The 15,630-nt window shown below is 55.3% G+C and carries 15 protein-coding genes, 3 tRNA genes and 1 other RNA gene; 17 read left to right on the top strand and 2 right to left on the bottom strand.

Annotated features, from left to right (window positions below; translation table 11 throughout):
* Positions 1 to 379: 379 nt before the first annotated feature.
* From cydA to C1N59_RS14370, 15 genes are all read left to right on the top strand, one after another.
* On the top strand, positions 380 to 1,951 hold the full coding sequence (gene cydA, locus C1N59_RS14440) for a cytochrome ubiquinol oxidase subunit I (RefSeq protein WP_006118460.1): 1,572 nt from the start codon (positions 380 to 382) through the stop codon (positions 1,949 to 1,951).
* Positions 1,952 to 1,962: 11 nt separating this feature from the next.
* Entirely contained in the window at positions 1,963 to 3,102 is a 1,140-nt protein-coding gene (gene cydB, locus C1N59_RS14435) for a cytochrome d ubiquinol oxidase subunit II (protein ID WP_394549798.1), read from the top strand.
* Between the two features lie 15 nt (positions 3,103 to 3,117).
* Positions 3,118 to 3,231 (top strand): cytochrome bd-I oxidase subunit CydX, encoded by a 114-nt coding sequence (cydX, locus tag C1N59_RS14430; RefSeq protein WP_006118462.1) that lies wholly within the window; start codon positions 3,118 to 3,120, stop codon positions 3,229 to 3,231.
* Complete coding sequence (gene ybgE / locus C1N59_RS14425) at positions 3,231 to 3,521, top strand: cyd operon protein YbgE (RefSeq protein WP_394549797.1); 291 nt, start codon at positions 3,231 to 3,233, stop codon at positions 3,519 to 3,521. Before cydX ends, ybgE begins: the two co-directional genes overlap by 1 nt.
* Before the next feature lie 181 nt (positions 3,522 to 3,702).
* Entirely contained in the window at positions 3,703 to 4,107 is a 405-nt protein-coding gene (ybgC, locus tag C1N59_RS14420; protein ID WP_006118464.1) for a tol-pal system-associated acyl-CoA thioesterase, read from the top strand.
* A complete protein-coding gene (tolQ, locus tag C1N59_RS14415; protein ID WP_033739349.1) occupies positions 4,104 to 4,790 on the top strand; it encodes a Tol-Pal system protein TolQ in 687 nt (228 codons plus the stop codon). The genes ybgC and tolQ overlap by 4 nt, the downstream gene beginning before the upstream one ends.
* A gap of 13 nt (positions 4,791 to 4,803) precedes the next feature.
* Positions 4,804 to 5,232, top strand: a complete 429-nt coding sequence (gene tolR / locus C1N59_RS14410) for a colicin uptake protein TolR (RefSeq protein ID WP_006118466.1) — start codon at positions 4,804 to 4,806, stop codon at positions 5,230 to 5,232.
* Between the two features lie 26 nt (positions 5,233 to 5,258).
* Positions 5,259 to 6,548 (top strand): cell envelope integrity protein TolA, encoded by a 1,290-nt coding sequence (tolA, locus tag C1N59_RS14405; RefSeq protein WP_394549796.1) that lies wholly within the window; start codon positions 5,259 to 5,261, stop codon positions 6,546 to 6,548.
* Between the two features lie 115 nt (positions 6,549 to 6,663).
* Positions 6,664 to 7,959 (top strand): Tol-Pal system beta propeller repeat protein TolB, encoded by a 1,296-nt coding sequence (gene tolB / locus C1N59_RS14400; RefSeq protein WP_033739351.1) that lies wholly within the window; start codon positions 6,664 to 6,666, stop codon positions 7,957 to 7,959.
* A gap of 52 nt (positions 7,960 to 8,011) precedes the next feature.
* The gene (pal, locus tag C1N59_RS14395) at positions 8,012 to 8,533 is read left to right on the top strand and encodes a peptidoglycan-associated lipoprotein Pal (RefSeq protein WP_006118469.1); all 522 of its coding nucleotides are present in this window, start codon (positions 8,012 to 8,014) and stop codon (positions 8,531 to 8,533) included.
* A gap of 9 nt (positions 8,534 to 8,542) precedes the next feature.
* Positions 8,543 to 9,349, top strand: a complete 807-nt coding sequence (gene cpoB, locus C1N59_RS14390) for a cell division protein CpoB (RefSeq protein WP_033739354.1) — start codon at positions 8,543 to 8,545, stop codon at positions 9,347 to 9,349.
* A 166-nt stretch (positions 9,350 to 9,515) separates the two neighbouring features.
* Positions 9,516 to 9,591: transfer RNA gene (locus tag C1N59_RS14385), tRNA-Lys, on the top strand.
* Between the two features lie 60 nt (positions 9,592 to 9,651).
* A tRNA-Lys gene (locus C1N59_RS14380) sits at positions 9,652 to 9,727 on the top strand.
* 54 nt (positions 9,728 to 9,781) lie between these two features.
* Positions 9,782 to 9,857, top strand: a tRNA-Lys gene (locus tag C1N59_RS14375).
* A 44-nt stretch (positions 9,858 to 9,901) separates the two neighbouring features.
* Positions 9,902 to 10,034, top strand: a non-coding RNA gene (locus C1N59_RS14370) — RtT sRNA.
* Positions 10,035 to 10,344: 310 nt separating this feature from the next.
* Here the strand turns inward: C1N59_RS14370 and C1N59_RS14365 are convergent.
* Together C1N59_RS14365 and C1N59_RS14360 are read right to left on the bottom strand one after the other, a co-directional pair.
* Entirely contained in the window at positions 10,345 to 12,180 is a 1,836-nt protein-coding gene (locus C1N59_RS14365) for a methyl-accepting chemotaxis protein (protein WP_277281667.1), read from the bottom strand.
* Positions 12,181 to 12,291: 111 nt separating this feature from the next.
* Positions 12,292 to 13,752: an AlkA N-terminal domain-containing protein gene (locus C1N59_RS14360; protein WP_394549795.1), complete on the bottom strand. Its 1,461-nt coding sequence runs from the start codon at positions 13,750 to 13,752 to the stop codon at positions 12,292 to 12,294.
* A 158-nt stretch (positions 13,753 to 13,910) separates the two neighbouring features.
* Between C1N59_RS14360 and C1N59_RS14355 the strand changes: the two genes are divergently transcribed.
* Positions 13,911 to 14,420: a methylated-DNA--[protein]-cysteine S-methyltransferase gene (locus C1N59_RS14355; RefSeq protein ID WP_006118472.1), complete on the top strand. Its 510-nt coding sequence runs from the start codon at positions 13,911 to 13,913 to the stop codon at positions 14,418 to 14,420.
* Between the two features lie 130 nt (positions 14,421 to 14,550).
* Entirely contained in the window at positions 14,551 to 15,612 is a 1,062-nt protein-coding gene (gene nadA / locus C1N59_RS14350) for a quinolinate synthase NadA (protein ID WP_006118473.1), read from the top strand.
* Positions 15,613 to 15,630 lie beyond the last annotated feature (18 nt).

Below are 15,630 nucleotides of genomic sequence, written 5' to 3'. Positions count from 1 at the left end.
CAAAGAACGCTTAAGAACATATTTCTATCTTTGCTTCATTATTCCAGATCAACTTCCCCTTATATATAACAAACTTTACCGCTAGCAAAGCCTACCGTTAAGCGCTTAAATTGCGCTGCATCAATCCAGCCTTTTAAAAAAATAAACAAACGTTTGTTCAAATACGGGAAAGCATCAATTTTTATTTATCCCCCGTTAAGCGTTTGAACCACGCCGCTGCGTTGATGTTTAACCAGGTTAGATTAACCGCTACTCCCTCATCTCAGGCCGCACAGCGTTATGACCTGCCGATGATAAAACTGGAATCAATAATCAGTCGTTCCTGACGCTTATTCGGCCCACACGGCTCAGGCGTTCATGCGAGGAGCAAGGAGTTTTTATGCTAGATATCGTCGAACTGTCGCGTTTACAGTTTGCCTTGACGGCGATGTACCATTTTCTGTTTGTGCCATTAACGCTCGGTATGGCGTTTTTACTGGCCATCATGGAAACGGTATACGTCCTGAGTGGTAAACAAATCTATAAAGATATGACCAAGTTCTGGGGCAAGTTGTTTGGTATTAACTTTGCCCTGGGCGTGGCCACCGGACTGACAATGGAATTTCAGTTCGGCACCAACTGGTCTTATTATTCTCATTATGTTGGCGATATTTTTGGTGCGCCGCTCGCGATTGAAGGCTTAATGGCTTTCTTCCTGGAATCCACCTTTGTGGGCCTGTTCTTTTTCGGCTGGGATCGCCTGGGTAAAGTGCAGCATCTGGCGGTGACCTGGCTGGTCGCAATCGGTTCGAATATGTCGGCACTGTGGATTCTGGTAGCGAATGGCTGGATGCAAAACCCCATCGCCTCTGAGTTTAACTTTGAAACCATGCGCATGGAGATGGTGAGCTTCTCTGAGCTGGTATTAAACCCGGTTGCGCAGGTGAAATTCGTGCATACCGTGGCGGCAGGCTATACCACAGGAGCCATGTTTATTTTAGGCATCAGCGCCTGGTATTTACTGAAAGGCCGTGACATGGCGTTTGCAAAACGCTCTTTTGCCATCGCGGCCAGTTTCGGCATGGCGGCGGTGCTGTCGGTGATTGTGCTGGGTGACGAATCCGGTTACGAGATGGGCGACGTACAGAAAACCAAGCTGGCCGCTATTGAAGCGGAATGGGAAACCCAACCGGCACCGGCCGCCTTTACGCTCTTTGGCGTGCCCGATCAGTCAGCACAGCACAACAAGTATGCGATCCAGATCCCTTATCTCCTAGGGCTCATTGCCACGCGGTCGACCGATACGCCGGTGACCGGACTAAAAGAACTGCTGGCGCAACACGAAGTGCGAATTCGTAACGGTATGAAGGCTTACGCGCTGCTGGATGAACTGCGACAGGGCAATACCGATCCGGCCGTCCGCGATGCCTTTAACCACAGCAAAAAAGACCTGGGTTATGGCCTGCTGTTAAAACGCTATACCGCGAACGTGTCGGATGCCAGTGAAGCGCAGATTAAACAGGCCACGCAGGATTCGATTCCTCGCGTCGCACCGCTCTACTTTGCGTTCCGTATCATGGTGCTTTGCGGCGTGCTGCTGCTCGGCGTCATTGCACTGTCATTCTGGAGTGTGATTCGAAATCGCATTGGTCAACAGCGCTGGTTACTCAAAGCCGCACTGTACGGCATTCCGCTGCCGTGGATTGCGGTAGAAGCGGGCTGGTTTGTGGCGGAGTACGGTCGTCAGCCCTGGGCGATTGGGGAAGTCCTGCCCACCGCGATTGCGAACTCCACGCTGACCGTGGGCGATGTCCTGTTCTCAATGATACTGATTTGCGGACTGTATACCCTGTTTCTGGTGGCCGAGATGTACCTGATGTTTAAGTTCGCGCGTCTGGGGCCCAGCAGCCTGAAAACAGGGCGCTATCACCATGAACAGATCGTTAAAAACGCTCAGCCGGTGCGTGGATAAGGAGAAGCCCCATGTTTGATTATGAAGTTCTGCGCTTTGTCTGGTGGCTGCTAATCGGCATTCTGCTGGTGGGCTTTGCCGTCACCGATGGTTTCGATATGGGCGTCGGGATGCTGACGCGCGTATTAGGCCGGACCGATACCGAGCGTCGTGTGATGATCAATTCTATCGCGCCGCACTGGGACGGCAATCAGGTCTGGTTGATCACCGCCGGTGGCGCACTGTTTGCCGCCTGGCCGATGGTGTACGCCGCCGCGTTTTCCGGCTTCTACGTGGCGATGATTCTGGTGCTGGCCTCGTTGTACTTCCGTCCGGTAGGCTTTGACTATCGCTCAAAAATCGAAGATGCACGCTGGCGCGGTGCCTGGGACTGGGGCATTTTTATCGGCAGCTTTGTCCCGCCGCTGGTGATCGGCGTCGCCTTTGGCAATCTGCTGCAGGGCGTGCCTTTTCATGCCGACGAGTACATGCGGCTGTATTACACCGGAAACTTTTTCCAGCTGCTGAACCCCTTTGCACTGCTGGCCGGTGTGGTGAGCGTTGCCATGATACTGACGCAGGGTGCGACCTATCTGCAAATGCGCACCACGGGCGAACTGCACCTGCGTTCACGCATCACGGCGCAGATTGCCGCGCTGGTGATGATGGCGTGTTTCGCGCTGGCTGGCGTCTGGGTAAGGTACGGTATTGACGGCTATGTGGTGACCAGCACGCTTGATCACTTCGCTGCTTCTAATCCCCTGGGGAAAACCGTGATGCGCGAAGCGGGGGCCTGGATGGTGAATTTCCAGCAGCATCCTGTGTTGTGGTTATTCCCGCTTCTGGGCGTGGTGTTACCCTTACTGACCGTAATGTGTTCGCGCGGAGAGAAGGGCGGCTGGGCGTTTCTCTGCTCATCGCTGACGCTGGCCTGCGTCATCATGACCGCCGGCATCGCGATGTTTCCGTTCATTATGCCGTCCAGTACCGTTCCCGGCACCAGCCTGACCATGTGGGATGCCACCTCCAGTTTGCTGACGCTGGAAATTATGACCTTCGCGGCGATAATTTTTGTGCCGGTTATTCTGCTCTATACCAGTTGGTGTTACTGGAAGATGTTTGGTCGTATCACTAAAGAACATGTTGAGCGCAACAGTAACGCACTCTATTAATAAAGGAGACGACATATGTGGTATTTTGCCTGGATTCTCGGCACCCTGCTGGCCTGTGCCTTTGGCATCATCACCGCGCTGGCGATAGAACATATCGAAGACAGCGCCGACGCGGAACGCCAGTCGTAATGCGCACAGGCATTCAGACAGGTTATCGCCTGATGGATAAGGGCCCGCGGGCCCTTTCTCTGATACTCGCCTTATGGCTGGCCGGCTGCCTGTTATGGGACCCCGCGCGCTATGCAACCCGCCCGGAAGGCATCCTGCTATGGCAGGGCATCGTACTGATTTGGGCGGTCTGCACGGGGGTTATTCACGGCAGCGGATTCCGTCCGCGCCGTTTACGCTGGCGTGCGTTCTTTGCGCCATTGCCCGCCTTACTGGTACTCTTCTGGGCGCTGAGTCATTTTTATCGCTGACGACCTGTCACCCTTCACCCCAGGCGCGTGAGTTTACTTCAGCGTCTGGTCAAGAAACCTCCATTAATGACGTCCGGTTGTAACCAACTGATAATTATTTTCTCCTGGCTCTGACAGCCCATTCCCAACCCTAATTGTCTTGCGTATAGTAGCAACGTTTAAAACGAGGCCGGGATGTAGAGTGAGTACAACGCTGTTTCGCTGGCCGGTTCGGGTCTACTATGAAGATACCGATGCCGGTGGTGTGGTTTATCACGCCAGCTATATCGCTTTTTATGAACGAGCACGTACCGAAATGCTGCGTCAGCACCATTTCAATCAGCAGGCGCTGTTAGAACAGCAGGTTGCTTTTGTGGTACGGCGCATGACGGTGGACTATCTTTCGGCGGCACGTCTTGATGACCTTCTGGAGATCCAGAGCGAAGTGACATCAATGACGCGGGCGACGATGACATTCTCCCAGCGTATCGTGAACGCAGAAGGCAAAGTGCTCAATGAGGCAGAGGTCCTGATTGCCTGCATCAACCCACACCTAATGAAGCCGATTGCGCTTCCCAAGTCTATTGTCGCGGAGTTCAAGCAGTGACTGACATGAACGTTCTTGATTTGTTCCTGAAGGCGAGCCTTCTGGTCAAACTTATCATGTTGATTTTGATCGGCTTTTCGATTGCCTCCTGGGCAATCATCATCCAGCGCACGCGAATTCTGAATGCGGCGGGAAGGGAAGCTGAAGCCTTTGAAGACAAATTCTGGTCCGGCGTTGAACTGTCTCGCCTCTATCAGGAAAGTCAGGGACGTCGTGAAGAGCTGGCGGGTGCCGAGCAAATCTTCTACGCCGGCTTCAAAGAGTTTGCCCGTTTACATCGCGCGAATAATCATGCGCCTGAAGCGGCTGTTGAAGGCGCGAGCAGGGCCATGCGCATTTCCATGAATCGCGAACTCGAAGCGCTGGAAACCCACATTCCTTTCCTGGGCACGGTGGGCTCAATCAGTCCTTATATCGGTCTGTTTGGTACGGTCTGGGGGATTATGCATGCGTTTATTGCCCTGGGGGCGGTCAAACAGGCCACCCTGCAGATGGTGGCACCGGGGATTGCAGAAGCATTGATCGCCACCGCGATCGGTCTGTTTGCTGCGATTCCTGCCGTAATGGCGTACAACCGACTGAACCAGCGCGTCAATAAACTGGAGCAGGGCTACGACAACTTTATGGAAGAGTTTACGGCTATCCTGCATCGTCAGGCTTTCTCCAGCGACAGCGCTAAGTAAACAGAGGTAAATGATGGCCCGAGTGCGTGGTCGCGGTCGCCGCGAGCTAAAGTCGGAAATTAACATCGTTCCACTGCTGGACGTTTTGCTGGTGCTGCTGCTGATCTTTATGGCAACGGCCCCCATCATCACGCAAAGCGTGGAAGTGGATTTGCCCGATGCAACAGATTCTAAGACGGTTTCCAGTGATGATAACCCACCCGTGATTGTTGAAGTGTCCGGCGTGGGACAATACAGCATGGTCGTCGATCACGATCGTTTGCCGCAGTTGCCGCCAGAACAGGTGATTAGCGAAGCGCAACGTCGTCTGGAAGCCAATCCGAAAACCGTCTTTTTGATCGGTGGTGCCAAAGAGGTACCTTATGATGAAATCATCAAGGCGCTGAACCTGCTGCATCAGGCAGGGGTTAAATCTGTCGGTTTGATGACGCAGCCGATTTAAAGTCGAACCGTTTTTGGGAACCGAGTGTGTCGAAGGCAACCGAGCAAAACGAAAAGTTAAAGCGCGCGATAATCATTTCGGTGATTCTGCATATCGTGCTGATCGCCCTGCTGATATGGAGCTCGTTTAATGAGCACATTGAGGCCAGCGGCGGCGGTGGCGGTAGCGATATAGAAGCGGTCATGGTCGATCCCGGTGCGGTGGTTGAACAGTATAACCGTCAGCAGAATCAGCAAAGCGACAGTCAGCGTGCGGAGCAGCAGCGCCAGAAACAGGCCCAGCAGCAGGCCGAAGAGCTTCAGCAGAAACAAGCGGCTGAACAGCAGCGGCTGAAAGAGCTGGAAAAAGAGCGACTGCAGGCACAGGAAGACGCGAAACAGCAGGCGAAAGCGCAGGCTGAACAGCAGAAGGCCGCCGAAGCCGCAGCGAAACAGGCCGAGGCGCAACAGAAAGCCGCCGAAGCGGCCGCGGCGAAAGCCAAAGCCGATGCGAAAGCGGAAGCGGATGCACAGGCGAAAGCCGCGGCAGACGCAAAGATGAAGGCGCAGGAAGAGGCAAAGAAGGCCGCAGCAGAGGCGAAGAAGCAGGCTGAGCAAGAGGCGAAAGCCGCAGCCGCAGAAGCGAAGAAGCAGGCCGAGCAGCAGGCGAAAGCTGAGGCTGCCGAAGCCGCAAAACAAGCTAAGGCCGAAGCGGCGAAACAGGCTAAAGCGGAAGCCGCGAAAGAAGCGAAAGCGGCTGAAGCCAAAGCCGCAGCGGAAGCGAAAGCCGCAGCCGCCCAGGAAGCGAAAGAGAAAGCGGCCGCCGCAGCGAAAGAAAAGGCCGCCAAAGAAAAAGCGGATGCCGCCGCCAAAGCGAAAGCGGAGGCTGCTGCCAAAGCAAAAGCGGATGCGAAGGCAAAAGCCGAGGCGAAAGCGGCCGCTGATGCCACCAATGACAGCGACGTCGATGACCTGCTGGGCGGCTTAGCGTCCGGTAAGAATGCACCGAAAAGCGGCGCGTCGGGTGGAGCAGCAGGGCAGGGTAATCAGAAGAAGGCGGGTGCTTCTGGCGCAGATGTGAATGCGTATCTTGGGCAGATCACCAGCGCAATTCAGAGCCGTTTCTACGATGCGGACCTGTATAGCGGCAAAAGCTGTGACTTACGTATTAAACTTGCTCCTGATGGCATGCTGATTGATGTTAAATCAGAAGGCGGCGATCCAGCGCTGTGCCAGGCCGCCATTGCGGCGGCGAAGCAGGCACATATTCCGAAACCGCCTTCACAAGCGGTGTACGAAGTGTTTAAAAACGCCCCGATGCGTTTCAGACCGCAATAATGCAGTAACCTGCGGCAGGTTGATCTATGGTTAGCTTGCCGTACTCTAGTTGTACTCGTGGTTTTCAGGAACAGTGCCAATTATCGCGGACTCAGGTTCAGATAAGGGAGATAAAATGAAGCAAGCTCTTCGCGTAACGTTAGGCTTTTTTATCCTGCTGTGGGCAGCGGTGCTGCATGCAGAGGTTCGCATTGAAATCACCCAGGGCGTCAACAGCGCGCGCCCTATCGGTGTGGTTCCGTTTAAATGGTCTGGCCCAGGCGCGGCACCGGAAGATATCGGTGGTATCGTCGCAGCTGACCTGCGTAACAGCGGTAAATTTAACCCGCTTGATCGTTCACGTCTGCCGCAGCAGCCGACCAGTGCTCAGGAAGTGCAGCCTGCTGCATGGAGCGCACTGGGTATTGATGCCGTGGTTGTTGGACAGATTCAGCCGAATGCTGATGGCAGCTATCAGGTGTCCTACCAGCTGGTGGATACCGCAGGTGCGCCAGGTACCGTGCTGGCGCAAAACTCCTATAAAATTACGAAACAGTGGCTGCGCTATGCGGCGCACACCGTCAGTGATGAGGCGTTCCAGAAACTGACCGGCATTAAAGGGGCGTTCCGCACCCGTATCGCCTATGTGGTACAAACCAACGGCGGTCAGTTCCCGTATGAACTGCGCGTTGCCGATTACGACGGTTACAACCAGTTTGTCGTGCACCGTTCACCGCAACCGCTGATGTCGCCTGCCTGGTCGCCCGATGGCAGCAAACTGGCATATGTAACCTTTGAAAGCGGCAAGTCAGCGCTGGTGATTCAGACCTTGTCTAACGGCTCTGTCCGTCAGGTCGCTTCATTCCCGCGTCACAATGGTGCGCCAGCCTTCTCACCGGACGGCACCAAGCTGGCCTTCGCCCTGTCTAAAACCGGTAGTCTGAATCTCTATGTTATGGACCTGGCCTCCGGGCAGATTCGTCAGATTACAGATGGTCGCTATAACAGCACTGAACCAACCTGGTTCCCGGACAGCCAGACGCTGGCGTATACCTCTGACCAGGCCGGTGCGCCGCAGATCTACAAAATCAGCATCAATGGTGGTGCATCACAGCGCATTACCTGGGAAGGCGCTCAGAACCAGGATGCGGATGTAGCCAGTGATGGAAAATCAATGGTGATGATTAGCACCAGTGGCGGTGCTCAACACGTCGCCAAACAGGATCTGGTAACGGGAGCCGTTCAAACGTTAACGGACACGTTCCTGGATGAAACGCCGAGCCTGGCTCCAAACGGCACCATGGTAATCTACAGCTCGACTCAGGGCATGGGTTCTGTGTTGCAGTTGGTTTCAACCGACGGTCGTTTCAAAGCGCGTCTTCCGGCAACTGATGGACAGGTCAAATTTCCTGCCTGGTCGCCGTACCTGTAATGTCTGAGCTTTCTGACATTACAAAAAAATAAACAATAATGGGAATTTTCAAATGCAACTGAACAAAGTACTGAAGGGTTTAATGCTGGCTCTGCCAATCATGGCAGTTGCGGCGTGTAGCTCACACAAAAATAACAACAACGACCAGTCTGGCGCAGGTGCTGACGGCGCTTACGGTGCTAACTCTGGTATGAACAACGGCAACATGTCTTCTGATGAGCAGGCGCGTCTGCAGATGCAACAGCTGCAACAGAACAACATCGTTTACTTCGGTCTGGACAAATACGATGTTCAGCCTGACTACGCTCAGATGCTGGATCAGCACGCTAACTTCCTGCGTAGCAACCCGTCTTACAAAGTGACCATTGAAGGTCATGCGGATGAGCGCGGTACGCCAGAGTACAACATCGCCCTGGGCGAGCGTCGTGCTAACGCCGTTAAGATGTACCTGCAAGGTAAAGGCGTGTCTGCGGATCAGATGTCTATCGTATCTTACGGTAAAGAGAAACCAGCTGTTCTGGGCCACGACGAAGCGGCTTACGCTAAAAACCGTCGTGCCGTACTGGTCTACTAAGAGAATCACATGGTTAGTAACTTCAGACATCACCTGTTGAGTCTGTCGTTACTGATTGGCGTAGCGGCCCCCTGGGCCGCTCATGCCCAAGCGTCAATCAGTAGCGTTGGCTCCGGCTCGGTCGAAGACCGTGTCACCAGTCTCGAAAGAATCTCCAATGCCCAGGCACAGCTGATGCAGCAACTGCAGCAGCAGATGAGTGATAACCAGCGGGATATCGACTCATTGCGTGGGGAAATCCAGCAAAATACCTATCAGCTGAATCAGGTTATTGAGCGCCAGAAGCAGATCTATCAACAGATCGACAGTCTGAGCAGCAATAACAGCAGCAATGCCAGTCAGCCTGCCGCGGGTGCCGGTGACAATGCGGCTGCGGGCGCTGCGACAGCGGGCAACGATGCAGGTGCGGCCGCGGCCGGCAGCAGTGCGCCTGTTCAGAGTGGCGATGCTAACAGCGATTACAATGCTGCTGTTGCGCTCATTCTGGAGAAAAAACAGTACGATCAGGCCATCACTGCGCTGCAGGCGTGGGTGAAGCGTTACCCGGACTCGACGTATCAGCCGAATGCCAATTACTGGCTGGGGCAGCTGTTTTATAACAAAGGTAAAAAAGACGACGCAGCGTATTATTACGCCACGGTGGTGAAGCAGTATCCAAAATCCCCCAAGGCGGCTGAAGCGTTGTTTAAGGTTGGCGTGATCATGCAAGAGAAAAACGACACGGCAAAAGCCAAAGCCGTTTATCAGCAGGTGATCAAACTTTACCCGAACACCGAATCAGCTAAGCAGGCACAAAAACGCTTGTCTGGTATGTAATTTGTGCAGGTTTGACCGGATATCGATGGATTTCTGGTCTTGCCGCATGAAAGGTAGGCAATTGAACCCCTTAACAGAAAATAAGGGTTGCGCTACCTCGGTAAATCAGTAATATATGCCGCCGTTGCCGGGACACATTGCAAATGTGTCTGGCAAGCCTGAAGATGGGTCGTTAGCTCAGTTGGTAGAGCAGTTGACTTTTAATCAATTGGTCGCAGGTTCGAATCCTGCACGACCCACCATCTCCCGCAGGACGCTGTTCCCCAAGAGAACCTTCAGTATTGCTTCACAACCATTAAGATGGGTCGTTAGCTCAGTTGGTAGAGCAGTTGACTTTTAATCAATTGGTCGCAGGTTCGAATCCTGCACGACCCACCATCTTATTCTCAGGCAGCATGCAGGCATGTGTTTGAGCGGTTGTAAGCCCCGAGCGGGTCGTTAGCTCAGTTGGTAGAGCAGTTGACTTTTAATCAATTGGTCGCAGGTTCGAATCCTGCACGACCCACCAATACAGAAAAGCGCGCCCAACGGGCGCGCTTTTCGTTTATGGAGCAGTACAGTCAAGCGTGCATGATGAGAACCTGCAGCAGGTTCGACTGAATCGCGGTGCGATTCAGGCTGATGCGTCAGCATCACCCGCAGGGCGAGGCCCACGGGGCCGAAGGCCATCCTGCACGACCCACCAATACAGAAAAGCGCGCCCACGGGCGCGCTTTTCGTTTATGGGGCATTACAGTCAGGCGTGCATGATGAGAACCTGCAGCAGGTTCGACTGAATCGCGTTGTGATTCAGGCTGATGCGTCAGCACCACCCGCAGGGCGAGGCCTACGGGCCCGCAAAATCTGTCGTACTCCCGTCAGGGCCCAACACCCTGCGTCCGCACTGTTCCTGTCCGGCAGCGTGCCGTTGAACGGGCGTCACGCAGGCGGATCTAATCATCTGCCATAAAAAAAGCGCCCGACAGGCGCTTATAGGGCGTAATACGTCAGCCGGATTAGCGTGCGGCTGTCTGACCGGGTTCCAAACTAAACTGTTTGACCAGCGTTTCAAGTCGGCGCGCCTGATCTTCCAGCGCGGTGGCTGAAAGGGCAGAGGCAGAGACCAGCGAGGCGTTTTGCTGGGTGGTGCTGTCCAGTTCTGAGACCGCACGCGCAATCTGCTCAATGCCACGGCTTTGCTCATCCGAGGCGGAAGAGATCTCACCCACGATGTCATTCACACGGGAAATCGCCTGAACTACCTGTCCCATTCTCTCGCCCGCGCGCGCAACGCGGTTATTGCCTTCCGCGATTTGACTGACCGATGCGCTGATCAGCTGATCGATATCCTTCGCTGCCTGCGCACTGCGCTGCGAAAGGTTACGTACTTCGCTGGCGACGACCGCAAACCCCCGGCCATGCTCGCCAGCGCGTGCCGCTTCCACGGCGGCATTCAGAGCCAGGATATTGGTCTGGAAAGCAATACTGTCGATAACGGCCGTGATCTCGGCGATTTTCTTCGAGCTGGCAGAAATATCGCCCATGGTTTGCACGACTTCCGTGACGGCGGCACCGCCTTGCTCCGCCGTTTTAGACGCTTCAGCAGCAATCTGGCTGGCGTGGCGCGCGTTATCTGCGTTGTGCTTCACCGTAACGGTTAACTGTTCCATGCTGGCAGCCGTCTGCACCACGGCGGCGGACTGCTGTTCTGTGCGGGACGAGAGCGTGTGGTTGTCGCTGTTAATACTGCTCGCCGCCTGCGACAGCGTGAGCACGCTGTCGCGGACCTCCAGAATCATTGTCCGCAGACGCTGATTCATCGCGCCCATCGCGCCAGCCAGTTTGCCCAGCTCATCACGGCCCGCCGGTTTGATATCGGCGCTTAAATCGCCCTTAGCAATGCGCTCCGCCAGCCATAAATTCTTTCTGACGGGATGAGTAATCTGTCGGCCAATCAGCCAGGCAATCAACATGCCCAGCAGCACAGCAAGGCCAACCGTCAACAGCGTCAGGTTAACAGAACTCCTGGTCAGGTCGCTGTTTTCTACCTTCATCTGCTGCAGAAGCGTTTTGAGGATAGCACTGCTCTTATCGCCATCGACCTTCACCGCGTTCTCCGCCTGACTGAGGGCCAGAAAGCCTGCTGCGTAACGTTCACTGAGTTGCTTAACCTCAAGGGTTGCATTCCACAGCGCGTTGAGCTGCGCCTGAGCATCGGGAGGTAATTGCGGTAGCAGGGTGGTGAGGGCGGTCTGGATGGCGTTGACCTGCGGTGTGAGCTGCGACTGAATCGCGCTGGCATGAGCGGGATCATAACGGAGTAACTGAAGCTGATCGCGCAACTGGCTGATTGCAAGCAGTTGCTGAAACAGTGCACTGGCATCGGTCATCTGGGTTTTAATCAACGCTTCGTACAGCGTTGACTGGCTCTGCATGTTGCGCTGATCGAGCTGCTTACCCGTTTCTGCCAGAGACTGCATGGCCTGGGTCATTGCGCTGATGCTGGCCTGAAAGTGGCTGAGCTGGCTGGCGATATCCTGGAGCTGTGTTTCCTCCTCGGGCAGCCATCGGTACTGTTGGGCATCATGCGTCAGCTGAGCGGCATGGGCGATATAATCCGCCATCACTTTCCCCGCTTTCTCATCGCCATACAGCAGTTTCAGCCGGTTAACCTTAGCCTGAAACACGTCAATATTAATGTCATAAATCAGGTTGCTCTGTTCATAAACGTCATGGATAGTTTTAAAACGCGCGATGCTTACCGCGCCCGATCCCACCACCAACAGCAAAACGAGTCCAAATCCTAAACTGAGTTTGTGCGAAATTTTTGTATTTTCTAACCGCAACCCCATGACCTCTGCCTCCTGCCCATGTCAACGATGTTAAGCCAAATTGGTTATCGGTTGAGCAGGCCAGGAGTTTAGAGGCGAGGCGTGATATTTCTTTTCAGGACAACGGGCTGCTTACTTCGCACTGGCCGGTGACAGGCTTTTCCAGATATGCATCACGGCGTAGCTGCGCCAGGGACGCCATACCTGTGAGCGCGCGTCTGCCGCTTTGGGTGTTAATCCCCCCAGATTATTGCGCACGGCAATATCCTCTTTCGGGAAGGCGTCCGGCCAGCGCAGCGCCCGCATGGCAATGTAGTGGGCGGTCCAGGGGCCAATGCCCGGTAAGGCCACCAGGCGCGCCATGATGTCGTCAGGCGAAAGCGTCGCATTGAAACGCAGGCTGCCCTCGTTGCAGGCGGCCGCAAAGGCCAGAATCGCTCTGGCGCGCGCACTGACAATGCCCAGGCGGGCAATCTCATCGACTGTGGCCCGAGCAATGCGCTGGGGTTGCGCAGAATAGCGCGACAGATCAGGGAACGGCGTGGTGCAGGGTTCACCAAATGCCTGAGCAAAGCGGCTGCTGAGCGTCGTGGCGGCTTTAACGGTGACCTGCTGGCCCAGGATGGCGCGTACGCCCATTTCGACACTGTCAAATGCTCCGGGGACACGCAGGCCGGGGTAATCCTGAATACTTTGCGCCAGCAGGGGATCCTGTTGCAGGTGTTCGGCAATGCGCTGCGGCTGTGCATTCAGGTCAAACAGGTCGCGCAGCCGACGCAGCAGGGCAGGCAGCACAGGCGTGAGAGAGCGGGTGAATTCAACCTGAAGCGCCTGCTTTGCCGGGAGATGCGAAATGCTGACCCAACCCCGGTATTCGCCCAGCGCCACCGTCCGGCGGTAGGTTTCACCATCAACGGCTTCAATGTCGTTCATTAACCGCAGGCGTAAAAAGTCCAGCATCGCCTGCCAGTCGTAAGGCGGACGATAGCTGAGGCGTAACCGCATTGTGTCCGTTGCAGGTTGCGGCGACAGGTTGCCGCTTTTGCGCAGTGCGCCCGGTGTCATGCGATAGCGCGCCTGAAACACGTCATTGAAGCGCCGTAAGCTGCCAAATCCACTGGCGTAAGCGATCTCGGTTACCGGCAGCGTGGTTTCGGTCAGAAGCTGCTTAGCCAGCAGCATACGACGTGTCTGTTTAAGCTCCAGTGGCGTGACGCCCAGCTCCTGCTGCACAATGCGCCGCAGCTGACGGGCGCTGATGCCAAACTCTGCAGCAATCGCATCCAGGCCGCTGTGGGTTTCCAGCAAGCCCTCTTCAATGCGCTGCACCAGTCGGTCGGCCACGCGGTGGGCGTTGTCCACGGGGGCGTTGCCGGGTGCCAGCTCCGGACGACAGCGCAGACAAGGGCGAAAATGCGCTTTCTCTGCCGCCTCAGCGCTGTTGAAGAACAGACAGTTTTTCTGCATTGGCGCTTTCACCGGGCAAATCGGGCGACAGTAAATGCCTGTTGAGGTCACGCCGACAAAAAACACGCCATCGAAGCGCGTATCACGCGAGGTCAGTGCCTGGTAAGCGGTATCTGAATCAAACATGGTTTTTCTCCGGCAAAGAGCGACAGCGTAGCGCGGGCATTGGATATTGACTGGCTGTTTTCGGACAGCACAACAGTTTATTGTAATGACCGAAAACAGCCAGTTTCGCGTGGCGAAAATGCGATAATGCCAGACAGCAATGTGATGGAGGGAACAGCATGTATTACTGCAAACCTGTGATAACGCCGGTGGGCGAACTAACGCTGATCGCCAGCGATCGCGGTCTGGCGGCCATTTTATGGCAGGACGAAGTGCGCAGACATCCCCGGTTGTCGCCGCGTGAGCGCGACGATAATCATCCTGTTTTACGCGAAACCGAAACGCAGTTACGTGAGTACTTTGCCGGCACTCGGCGCGTTTTTGACTTACCGCTGGATATGGACGGCACAGCATTTCAGAAAAAAGTCTGGCAGGCGCTACTTTCTATTCCGTTTGGCGAAACCCGCAGTTACCGCCAGATCGCCGAGCAGATTGGGCATCCGGCAGCGGTACGTGCCGTCGGTGCTGCTAACGGCAGAAATCCGTTGTCCATTGTGGCACCGTGTCATCGGGTCATTGGGGCCAATGGAAAACTGACGGGATTTGCCGGTGGCCTGACGGTCAAAGCCTTTTTGCTTCAACTGGAAGCCCCTCAGCCCGGTCTGGTGGGGCTTTCTGCATCGTCATGACCAAATAAAACGCGACAGGCTGCTGCTTTTTCGCTATCGTGTTTAGCATATAAAACACGATGGCGGTATTTACGTCCTGTTAAGCCAGAAACGGCTATTTTCGTTAATTTTACAGAACGAGAGCGGTGTCATGAGCGCAATCTTTGATCCTGAACATGCGGTGTATCCTTTTCCTCCTAAACCCGCCCGGCTGAGTGACGAGCAAAAAACGCTTTACCGGGAAAAAATTAAAGCCCTGCTGAAAGCCCGTAACGCCGTGATGGTGGCGCACTATTACACGGATCCGGACATCCAGGCCTTAGCCGAAGAAACCGGCGGTTGCGTCTCTGACTCGCTCGAAATGGCGCGTTTTGGCAGCCAGCATCCCGCCACTACGCTGCTGGTGGCCGGCGTGCGCTTTATGGGCGAAACCGCCAAAATTCTCAGCCCGGAGAAAACCGTGTTGATGCCGACGCTGGAGGCCGAATGCTCGCTGGATCTGGGCTGCCCGATTGAGGCGTTTACGGCCTTCTGTGATGCGCATCCTGACCGGACGGTGGTGGTATACGCCAATACTTCTGCGGCGGTAAAAGCGCGCGCCGACTGGGTTGTCACCTCCAGCATTGCCGTCGAACTGATTGAACATCTGGACAGCCTGGGGGAAAAAATCATCTGGGCACCGGATCGGCATCTCGGGCGGTATGTTACGCAAAAAAGCGGGGCCGACGTGTTATGCTGGCAGGGCGCCTGCATCGTCCACGACGAATTCAAAACTCAGGCGCTGCAGCGGATGAAAGCGCTGTATCCGGATGCGGCAGTGCTGGTTCATCCCGAATCGCCGCAGGCGATTGTGGATCTGGCCGATGCGGTAGGCTCAACCAGCCAGCTGATTCAGGCGGCAAAAACCTTGCCACATCCGCAGATGATCGTCGCCACCGATCGCGGCATCTTTTACAAGATGCAGCAGGCGGTTCCTGACAAAATATTGCTGGAAGCGCCCACCGCCGGTGAGGGCGCAACCTGCCGAAGCTGTGCGCACTGTCCCTGGATGGCGATGAACGGACTGCAGGCCATTGCCGAGGCGCTGACGTCGGGTGGGCGGGCTCATGAGATCCACGTAGACGCGGCGCTGCGCGAGGCCGCGCTGGTGCCGCTAAACCGTATGCTATCCTTTGCAGCAGACCTCAAACATAACGTGAAAGGAAACGCGTAATCCGCGTCGTTGACAGGT

This window comes from Pantoea sp. SGAir0183 (assembly GCF_043545505.1).
The sequence above is the reverse complement of the archived record's forward strand: the minus strand, read 5'-3'. Positions and strand labels throughout refer to the sequence as shown.

Bases quoted from the DNA above. Each gene is read 5' to 3' on its own strand.
- cydA (WP_006118460.1), top strand. From the start codon at position 380: ATGCTAGATATCGTCGAACTGTCGCGTTTACAGTTTGCCTTGACGGCG.
- cydB (WP_394549798.1), top strand. From the start codon at position 1,963: ATGTTTGATTATGAAGTTCTGCGCTTTGTCTGGTGGCTGCTAATCGGC.
- cydX (WP_006118462.1), top strand. From the start codon at position 3,118: ATGTGGTATTTTGCCTGGATTCTCGGCACCCTGCTGGCCTGTGCCTTT.
- ybgE (WP_394549797.1), top strand. From the start codon at position 3,231: ATGCGCACAGGCATTCAGACAGGTTATCGCCTGATGGATAAGGGCCCG.
- tolR (WP_006118466.1), top strand. From the start codon at position 4,804: ATGGCCCGAGTGCGTGGTCGCGGTCGCCGCGAGCTAAAGTCGGAAATT.
- tolB (WP_033739351.1), top strand. From the start codon at position 6,664: ATGAAGCAAGCTCTTCGCGTAACGTTAGGCTTTTTTATCCTGCTGTGG.
- pal (WP_006118469.1), top strand. From the start codon at position 8,012: ATGCAACTGAACAAAGTACTGAAGGGTTTAATGCTGGCTCTGCCAATC.
- cpoB (WP_033739354.1), top strand. From the start codon at position 8,543: ATGGTTAGTAACTTCAGACATCACCTGTTGAGTCTGTCGTTACTGATT.
- C1N59_RS14365 (WP_277281667.1), bottom strand. From the start codon at position 12,180: ATGGGGTTGCGGTTAGAAAATACAAAAATTTCGCACAAACTCAGTTTA.
- C1N59_RS14360 (WP_394549795.1), bottom strand. From the start codon at position 13,752: ATGTTTGATTCAGATACCGCTTACCAGGCACTGACCTCGCGTGATACG.
- C1N59_RS14355 (WP_006118472.1), top strand. From the start codon at position 13,911: ATGTATTACTGCAAACCTGTGATAACGCCGGTGGGCGAACTAACGCTG.
- nadA (WP_006118473.1), top strand. From the start codon at position 14,551: ATGAGCGCAATCTTTGATCCTGAACATGCGGTGTATCCTTTTCCTCCT.